The organism is Haliscomenobacter sp., assembly GCF_040403615.1.
Lineage (GTDB): Bacteria > Bacteroidota > Bacteroidia > Chitinophagales > Saprospiraceae > Haliscomenobacter.
On sequence record NZ_JBBAKG010000129.1, the window covers coordinates 1801 to 10989 of the forward strand.

Here is a 9189-nt window from a genome sequence, read left to right on the forward strand (position 1 = left end):
CCCTTACGGGCGAGGGCGACCACGTAGGGTCGCCCTTACGCGCGGTAGTAGTCGCCTACCACTTTTTTATCGATACCGTTGCTTTCTACTAGCTTTGCTTCCCGGATGTTGATCACCGACCGGACAAAGCTTTCGGCTTGTGCAAAGTAGTCGGTAGCAAAGTTTTCTTCTGGTTCGTACTGGTTGATTTGCAGTACCAGCTCGGTAAAGTTGCCAACTTCGGTAAACTCTCCACTTTCAACAAAGTGCGTTTGAAAATCATCGATAACGCCTCTTTGGGTGTTGCACTTGATGTCTTTGCTCAGCAACATTGCCTTGGCAGCAATCACAAAAGCGGCATAACTGGAATAGATGGCGTCAGACCATTCCGATTGGGCAAGGGTTTCGCGGGCTGCTACAATTTTGTCCATGGCGTCTTTCAAAATGACCCCAACCATGTCCAAAATTACTGCGGCACACTCCCCTACTCCGATTTCCTGTTTGTACATGCGATCTTGACCCCAGTCAAAATACTCTTCCTGGGTCAAGGTTTTGAGATCTGCCAATGGTTTCAGCAAAGCATAGAAATGTTTTTCACCAAGGCGCAAGAAATAATCGTTGTAGTATTCGCCTTCTAATCCATTCTTTTCAAAATCGTCAAATACATACCTTACCACATCCGGGATGCGCTTGGTAGGCACTTTGACGATCTTATCGGCGATGAAGCCACGTCCATCTGGCGCAACTCCACCGCCTAAAACGACCTGCATAGCTGGAATAACCAATTCCCCATGTTTGAATGAACTGCCGTGGAAACCCAGGTTTGCAGCCATGTGCTGGCCGCAAGCGTTCATACAACCACTTATTTTAATCTTAAAAAACTTCTCGTCGATCATGTCGGGATACTCTTCCCGAATCAGTTCTTCCAAAATTTTGGAAAGTCCAGTGCTGTTCGTAACCCCCAAGGCACAAGTGTCGGTACCGGGGCAAGCTGTGATGTCTGCAGTGGAATCTGCACCAGGAAGCGCCAGACCCAATTCGTGCAACTTATTGAACCAAAAAGGCAGTGCTTCCGGGCGAATAAATTTCAACAACAAACCTTGATTGACGGTGAAGCGAATATCATCGGCAGCGTAATCTTTAATGACTGCCGCGAGTTTGCGCGCTTTTTCAGAAGGCAAGTCGCCCAATACTATCCTTACATAGACGCCGAAGTACCCTTTTTGCTTTTGCTCAAAAGTATTGGTGCGCAACCACTCGTTGTACCAGTGCTCATCTAATGGCTTCACATCGGCTGGCACAATGCCCTGACCAAGTGGCGCTTCTTCGGGTACGAGGTTGCGATCGATGGCAACCGATATATTTTTAAGGGCTTTCCACTCTTGTTTCACCAATTCCATCCACGCCTCAAAACCCAGTTTTTGGATCAGAAACTTCATCCGGGCTTTCATGCGTTTTTCGCGCTCACCGTGGCGATCAAAAACCCGCAAACCAGCTTCCATGAAAGGAATGATCTGATCTTCAGGCAAAAAGTCGTAAGCCAGTACCCCAGTAATGGCCTGAGCGCCTAATCCACCCCCCACCAAAACCTTGAATCCGCGCTGTTCAACGCCATCAACGGTTTGGATTTTGGGAATAAACCCGTAATCGTGGAAATAAGTGAAAGCAGAATCCGCTTCGCTGGAAGAGAATGCAATTTTGATTTTGCGGCCCATTTCTTGGCAGATTGGGTTGCGCAGAAAATATTGAAACGATGCTTCAGCATATGGTGAAACATCAAATGGTTCTTGTGGATCAATCCCCGCAGTAGGTGACGCGGTAAAGTTGCGAACGGTATTGCCGCAAGCTTCGCGGGCAGTCAGGTTCATTTGAGCCAGTTCATTCCAAACCTTGGGGGAGTTTGCCAATTTGACATAGTGCAATTGCACGTTTTGGCGGGTGGTGATGTGGAGGTTGCCAGTTGCGTAGCGGTCTGATACATCCGCAATGCGTGCCAGTTGAGCTGAATTTACCCGACCATATGGCAGTTTCAAACGAAACATTTGCACACCTTCCTGGCGTTGGCCGTACACCCCACGGGTAAGGCGATAAAGGCGAAAGCGTTCGGTATCTTCCTTACCCCGCTGAAAATCACCAATCCGGCGCTCCAATTCCTGGATGTCTTTCTGATCTACTGGGCTTACGCTGGAAAAGTCAAATTCGTAATTGCTCATGGTCAGTGGTTTGTGTCTATTCCACGTTTTGATCGCTCAATTGGCGTACTTTCCGTGGGTTTGGATTAAAAAAAGCCCTGTCGAGTATGATCCGGCAGGGCTTTTATGTATGCTAAAGGACTGAAAGTTCAGATAAGCTATACCCCTGCTGATCGGCTGCAACAGCATGCACAACAACAAGCAACTTGTGAAGCTTGAGTGGAGCGCAGAGGAAGAGAAAATACAAGCATGGTTCTGTGTTTAATGCCTTTTAAATCCTTTTCGGATTGCATTAGGCTTGATTTCACAATGCAAGTATAGGAGCATTTTTTTTCTCAAACAATTATTTCAAGAAATTTTTATCATTTTTTTGATGTCAAAATAAAGGAACATATTTTCATATGTTCCTTTAATTCTACATTTTTAGGTAAAAAAGTACTTGATTTGAAAGTTGTTTAACTTTTTTGATTACATAATTTACTTTAAGCGCTTGACTGCATCCAAAGGCTGAATGAATTTTCCAGTCAATTTGGAATTGCGGGTATCCATACCTGATTCGTTCAGGATTTTGTATGCTTCTTCGGTAGTCAAACCGGGTTTGATGCTTTTCATCAAGCCCAGCAAACCAGCTACATAAGGAGTCGCCATCGAGGTGCCGTTGTAGGTCTCGTAACGGTTGTTGGGTATGGTGGAATAAATGCCTACCCCGGGAGCTGCTACGCCCAATGGTAAGTCCTGCACATAGTTTGAAAATTCGGCACGATTTAAGTCGGAATCTACTGCCGAAACGCCAATTACACCTTTGGAATTGACCGGGCTAAAATCACTGGCATTACGGTTGGAATTTCCGGCAGCTACAACTACGATTGCGCCCAGCTTATTGGCGTATTTCACTGCTTTGTCATAGGCCCTTTGGCGGGTTTGGTTGCTGGGTCCTCCCAAAGACATGGAGATCACATCCGCACCGGCATCCGCAGCTTTGATGATGCCACTGATGATGCCTTGTTGGGTACCATAGCCCTGGTCACCAAGTACTTTGACACTGGTCAAGGTGGTAAAGCGATTGTCGCGCGAGTAAGAAGCGACCCCTACCCCATTGTTGGAAACTGCTCCGGCGATTCCGGCACAATGCGTACCGTGTCCTTTCAGGTCGGAATCGGAAGCGGCATCGATGGATTTGAAATTGGATTTGATGTCTTCGTGATTTTTGTCAACGCCGGTGTCTAGGATAGCGATGAGGGCTTTGCGTACGGGTTGAACGCGGTTTTGATCCAGGTAATCGTACAATTTATCCATTTGCATGCGCTCAAAAGCCCAAAGATTGACTACACCTGGGTCATTAATGCCAAATTTGGAAGGCAAGCGGGCAGGTAGGTTTCCGGTTTTAAACGGTTCGACCTGAATGAGTTCATTCTCTTCAGCCCAGGATACCGCCCAGGAATGTTGCAGCCTGTGCAGGATTTTGACCACTTTTTTTGATCCATCTCCAGGAATGTCCACTACATAATAGTTGTCCAATTCGGTAAACTCCTTATGCTGGGGCTGAAAAGCCTGGTTAAAAGTCAGGTTATTGCGTTCAAAAATATTTTTCAATTCGATAATCCGATGGCCTTTTTTCAATTCCAGCAAGATTTCGCCTTTGGTGTCCAGCGGAATAGACGTATGGTAAGGGAAAGTAGTGCTTACAAATTGGCGATAAAACCAAAACAGTGCTACCAACGACAAAATCATTCCCAACCAAAAACCCTTGCTCCAACCCGCCAATCGGCTAAAAATGGCCCCGAAGACCCCCAGAAAAAGCATGTCGCGAAAAACGGTTTGAAATTTGTAGACAGTTGGTGCAGAAACGGTTACCATACTGGCTGCGTACAAAATCAAAGCCAAAAACATCAGGTTGCCAAAGTACTTTTCGGCCAACTCGCGTTTGAGGGCAAACCACAATGCCAGCGCTACAAACGCCACGATAAAACTAAGACCATATACAGTGATCATAAGAGTCGATTTATTTTGGGGAAATTTAAGCTTTTCCAGCATAGGATGCCAGTACCCAAGCAGATTATTCGCTCAACGGACATTCTGACTGGATAAATCCATTTTTTTCAACCCAAACTGAATCCGCTTTGTTCTTTATGGCGAGTCTGTGATGAAAATTACAGTCTAGTGTCCCGGCCACTAAATAATGCATAATTATGGGTGAGCTATTTTTGAGCTAGGCTAGGCGCGAAGAAGAAGCATAGCATTAGCTACGTGACTGATGAGCAAGGAAGCATAGCTTAAAAATAGCCAGCTAGAAGTGTGTATTATTTAGTGGACGGGGCACTAAATATTAAGACCTTGATTAAATTTGCGCACAATTCCGCTTTCGGACAAAAAAAATACTAATGGCAACTTCAGCAGAACACCTGCACTGTGTTATCATCGGGTCGGGACCAGCCGGATACTCTGCCGCGGTTTATGCGGCAAGAGCGAACATGAAACCCGTACTTTTTACAGGGAAAGACCCTGGAGGTCAATTGATGATCACCAATGATGTAGAAAACTATCCGGGTTATCCCAACGGCATCATGGGGCCTGAAATGATGGAAGATTTTCGCAAACAAGCCGAACGTTTTGGCACCCAAATCCGCTATGAACTGATCAATAAAGTGGATTTCAGCGGCCCTGTGCATAAAATTTGGACCGAAAGCGACCAGGAAATACATGCCGATGCGGTGATCATCGCTACTGGTGCCAGCGCCAAATGGCTGGGGCTTGAATCTGAAAAAAGGCTCTGGAGCAAAGGCGTTTCTGCCTGCGCGGTTTGTGATGGCTTTTTCTACCGTGGCCAAGAAGTGGTGGTAGTTGGCGGTGGAGATACTGCTGCCGAAGAAGCAACTTATTTGTCCAAACTTTGCCCTAAAGTAAACCTGATTGTACGCCGTGATCAACTGCGTGCTTCAAAAATTATGCAGGATAGAGTACTGAATACCCCCAATATCGTCGTACATTGGAACTCAGAAACGCAAGAAGTACTTGGTGAAACCGAGGTTGAAGGCGTTAAAATACTCAACAACAAGACGGGTGAAACCACCGTCATACCTGCCAAAGGATTTTTTGTAGCCATCGGCCACCAGCCCAATACCGATATTTTCAAAAGTTGGCTGGACATGGACGAAACGGGCTACCTGAAAACCGTTCCTGGCCGCACCCTAACCAACATAGAAGGCGTTTTTGCCTGTGGCGATGCCCAGGACAACGTTTACCGTCAGGCAGTTACCGCAGCAGGTACTGGCTGTATGGCTGCGCTGGATTCGGAAAGGTATTTGGCGGAGAAAGGAGTCATTTAAGTTTTAGATTTTGAGCTCATATTCCTTTGACAATAAGGAATATGAACCCAAAACCTAAACTCTATACATAAAGAACAACCTAAACAATAAAACATGTCAACAGCTACTGCGAGCCGTTTTCGCGCCGGGGTACTCTTTGGAGAAGAAGTAACCGAGCTGCTCAATTACGCCAACGAAAACAACTTTGCGTTGCCTGCGGTCAACGTAATTGGTACCAACTCTGTCAATGCAGTTTTGGAAACTGCCCGTGACGTTAATTCTCCAGTCATCATCCAGTTTTCCAACGGAGGGGCATCCTTTTTTGCCGGAAAAGGGCTCAGCAATACAGATCAAAAAGCATCGATTATTGGCGGTATTTCTGGCGCAATGCACGTACATCAGGTTGCAGAGGCTTATGGTATTCCGGTCATTCTGCACACTGACCACTGCGCAAAAAGTATTTTGCCCTGGGTAGATGGCCTGTTGGACGCCAGTGAAAAACATTTCGCACAACATGGTGTACCTTTGTACAGCTCTCACATGCTCGATTTGTCGGAAGAGCCGCTGCACGAAAACATCGAAATTTGTGTGGAATACCTCAAGCGCATGACGAAAATGGGGATGACCCTCGAAATCGAATTGGGTGTAACCGGCGGTGAAGAAGATGGCGTGGACAACTCTGACGTAGACGATTCCAAACTCTATACCCAACCGGAAGAAGTAGCTTACGCCTACGAAAACCTGAAGGCGGTAAGTCCAAACTTCACCATCGCTGCCGCTTTTGGCAACGTACACGGGGTATACAAGCCTGGCAATGTTAAATTGACGCCAAAAATTCTGAAAAATTCTCAGGATTTTATTAAAGCAAAATACAAGCTGGATGGAGATACCCCGGTGAACTTCGTATTCCACGGTGGATCGGGTTCTTCTCGTGCCGAAATCCGCGAAGCGATTGAATACGGTGCCATCAAAATGAACATCGATACGGACATCCAATGGGCATACTGGGAAGGCGTAAAGAATTACTACGTGAAAAACGAAGGATACCTGCAAGGCCAGATTGGCAATCCAGAGGGCGACGATAAACCCAACAAGAAACATTACGATCCACGCGTGTGGCTGCGCGAAGGCGAAAAGACCTTGATTGCTCGGTTGAAAGTTGCATTCGAAGATTTGAACTGCATCAACCGCAACATTTAATTAGAAAGATGAATAATGAATGGTGAAATAACGAATGATGAATGGAGTTTTCTTCGTTCATTATTTGTCATTTCATCATTCATCTTTTAGTATTCTTATTTATGATTCGCACTGCCTTCTACCTGGTATTTTTACTGATTGTCCTGAATGCCTGCCAAAATGGGCAAGGCACTGAAAATGATTGTAAAACCAAGCCGCAAGCAATGCTTCGCGTGGACATGAAAGGGATTGCCGAGCATAAATTTGAAACAAAAGGCAGTGATAGCGAAGAATTTGTCCGTTTTGCGAACGGTAAAACCCTGACAATCCTGCAAAGTGGTTGCGAAAAAATCCGCCAGGAATTTCGCTTTGAATTGAAAAACACTCCAAATACCAACAATCCCGCTTTTTGGACGGATCAGGCCATTTTGAATTTGGCAGCTTTGGCAGTCCTTGATCCCCAACTCATGCCATTGGGCAATTGGGTAATGATGATCCGAGAAAAAAAAGCAGCAATTCGGCTAGCGGAAACGGTTCCCCTTCAGGGCGGATTTTACACCAAAATTGACCGAATTTCCAGCAATGACGGGGTTTACCTGATCATTGTACTCTCCAATTTTTCTTCCTAGTGGCTTTATCGTTCGTCGAAAACATTAAAGCATTGAAGTTCAGTGCTTTGGTTTGTAAATCGTGCAAATTAATTTTTTCATTGTCAGTTTTAATAAATTATAAAAGATTGAATGTTAGTGTTTTAATCAAAAAAATGATAGGGTTTACCAAATCATGAACTGACAAATTTGCATTAGAAAAATTTGATTCCCTATTCAGCTTTTTCTACTTTTGATCACATGAAAGATACAACCATGATTTCACAACGGTTTCCAATTGAACCGGGGAACTGATTTCAAGATATTTAGTATCAGTAAGTTAGTAAATTCGCTCCGCTACCCAACCAGGTCAGCGGAGTTTTTGTTTTGTAAATACTGCTAAGTAGCTATCTTCGCGGGGCGCAAGCGCACCATTTAGCTGCTTGCACATGTCAAATGCTCTTTAAATCAATCAACCTGTCATCATGAATTTTGATCTTATCGTTATAGGCAGCGGACCGGGTGGCTATGTAGCAGCCATTCGCGCCTCTCAATTGGGTTTGAAGGTAGCCGTAGTCGAACGTGAATCATTGGGCGGAATTTGCCTCAACTGGGGTTGCATTCCGACCAAAGCCCTCATCAAAAGCGCCCAGGTTTTTGAATACATCCAACATGCCGAAGACTATGGCATCAAAGTAGGCAGTGCCAAGGCAGATTGGGAAAGCATCGTGAAGCGAAGCCGCGGTGTAGCCGATGGCATGAGCAAAGGGGTGAATTTTCTGATGAAGAAAAATAAAATCACCGTCATCAATGGTCATGGCGCGTTGACTACCAACAAAGAAGTGGAAGTAACCGATGCAGAGGGCAAAAAAACGCTATACACCGCAACTTCCATCATCATCGCTACGGGTGGCCGTGCAAAGGGGCTGCCAAATGTACCCATCGATGGCGAAAAAGTGATCGAATACCGCAAGGCCATGGTGCTCGAAACACAACCAAAAAGCATGGTTGTAATCGGTGCAGGTGCCATCGGGGTTGAATTTGCGTATGTATACAATGCCATCGGCACCGAAGTAACCATTGTAGAATTCATGGAGCAAGGCCTGTTGCCCCGTGAAGACAGCGACATTTCCAAAGAGCTGGGCAAGGTTTATGCCAAGAAAGGTATCCGGGTACTGGGCAACTGGGCCGTGGAAAGCGTAGACACCAGCGGCAAAGGCTGTATCGTCAAAGTAAAAGACCGCAAAACAGGAAACCAGGAAGAAATCAAATGCGATGTCGTCCTATCAGCAGCTGGAGTAGCCGCCAACGTCGAAAACATCGGCCTGGAAGCGCTAGGCATTCAAATGGAGCGCGGATTGATTCAGGTAGATGAATTCTACCGCACCAATGTGGCCGGGATTTATGCGATTGGCGACGTTACCCCAGGCCCTGCATTGGCGCACGTAGCCAGCGCAGAAGGCATCATCTGTGTGGAAAACATTACTGGGCATCATCCCGAACCCCTGGATTATGGCAACATTCCTTCTTGTACCTATTGTGTGCCTGAAGTGGCCTCAGTGGGCTTGACGGAGCAGGCTGCCAAAGAGAAAGGTTACGACATCAAAGTTGGCAAGTTTCCTTTTAGCGCCTCAGGCAAAGCCAGCGCAGCAGGTGACAAAACCGGTTTTGTGAAAGTCATTTTTGATGCCAAATACGGTGAATTCCTGGGCGCCCACATGATCGGCCAGAATGTAACCGAGCTGATTGCAGAAGTGATTACGGCACGCAAGCTGGAAACCACTGGCCACGAAATCATCAAATCCGTTCACCCCCACCCTACCATGAGCGAAGCGGTTATGGAAGCTGCTGCTGCTGCGTATGGAGAGGTGATTCACATCTGATAATCCGCGGTACGGGCACCCCTACGTGGGTGCCCGTACCGCGCTCCTACGTGGGTGCCCGTAC

Annotated in this window: 6 protein-coding genes; 4 read left to right on the forward strand and 2 right to left on the reverse strand. The window is 46.3% G+C overall.

The window, feature by feature from the left end:
- Nucleotides 1–35: 35 nt before the first annotated feature.
- Nucleotides 36–2192 (reverse strand): ferredoxin-like domain-containing protein, encoded by a 2157-nt coding sequence (locus ABW391_RS25530; protein ID WP_353484738.1) that lies wholly within the window; start codon nt 2190–2192, stop codon nt 36–38.
- Between the two features lie 456 nt (nt 2193–2648).
- Complete coding sequence (locus tag ABW391_RS25535) at nt 2649–4163, reverse strand: S8 family peptidase (protein WP_353484739.1); 1515 nt, start codon at nt 4161–4163, stop codon at nt 2649–2651.
- 389 nt (nt 4164–4552) lie between these two features.
- On the opposite strand from ABW391_RS25535, the gene trxB reads away from it, so the two are divergent.
- From trxB to lpdA, 4 genes are all read left to right on the forward strand, one after another.
- On the forward strand, nt 4553–5497 hold the full coding sequence (gene trxB / locus ABW391_RS25540; protein WP_353484740.1) for a thioredoxin-disulfide reductase: 945 nt from the start codon (nt 4553–4555) through the stop codon (nt 5495–5497).
- 93 nt (nt 5498–5590) lie between these two features.
- On the forward strand, nt 5591–6676 hold the full coding sequence (gene fbaA / locus ABW391_RS25545) for a class II fructose-bisphosphate aldolase (protein ID WP_353484741.1): 1086 nt from the start codon (nt 5591–5593) through the stop codon (nt 6674–6676).
- 101 nt (nt 6677–6777) lie between these two features.
- Nucleotides 6778–7284, forward strand: a complete 507-nt coding sequence (locus ABW391_RS25550; protein WP_353484742.1) for a hypothetical protein — start codon at nt 6778–6780, stop codon at nt 7282–7284.
- Between the two features lie 443 nt (nt 7285–7727).
- On the forward strand, nt 7728–9125 hold the full coding sequence (gene lpdA, locus ABW391_RS25555; RefSeq protein ID WP_353484743.1) for a dihydrolipoyl dehydrogenase: 1398 nt from the start codon (nt 7728–7730) through the stop codon (nt 9123–9125).
- Nucleotides 9126–9189: the final 64 nt, after the last annotated feature.

What these genes read in the sequence shown, in the direction of transcription:
- trxB (WP_353484740.1), top strand. Translation starts at nt 4,553, where the DNA reads ATGGCAACTTCAGCAGAACACCTGCACTGTGTTATCATCGGGTCGGGA.
- ABW391_RS25550 (WP_353484742.1), top strand. Translation starts at nt 6,778, where the DNA reads ATGATTCGCACTGCCTTCTACCTGGTATTTTTACTGATTGTCCTGAAT.
- lpdA (WP_353484743.1), top strand. Translation starts at nt 7,728, where the DNA reads ATGAATTTTGATCTTATCGTTATAGGCAGCGGACCGGGTGGCTATGTA.
- ABW391_RS25530 (WP_353484738.1), bottom strand. Translation starts at nt 2,192, where the DNA reads ATGAGCAATTACGAATTTGACTTTTCCAGCGTAAGCCCAGTAGATCAG.
- fbaA (WP_353484741.1), top strand. Translation starts at nt 5,591, where the DNA reads ATGTCAACAGCTACTGCGAGCCGTTTTCGCGCCGGGGTACTCTTTGGA.
- ABW391_RS25535 (WP_353484739.1), bottom strand. Translation starts at nt 4,163, where the DNA reads ATGATCACTGTATATGGTCTTAGTTTTATCGTGGCGTTTGTAGCGCTG.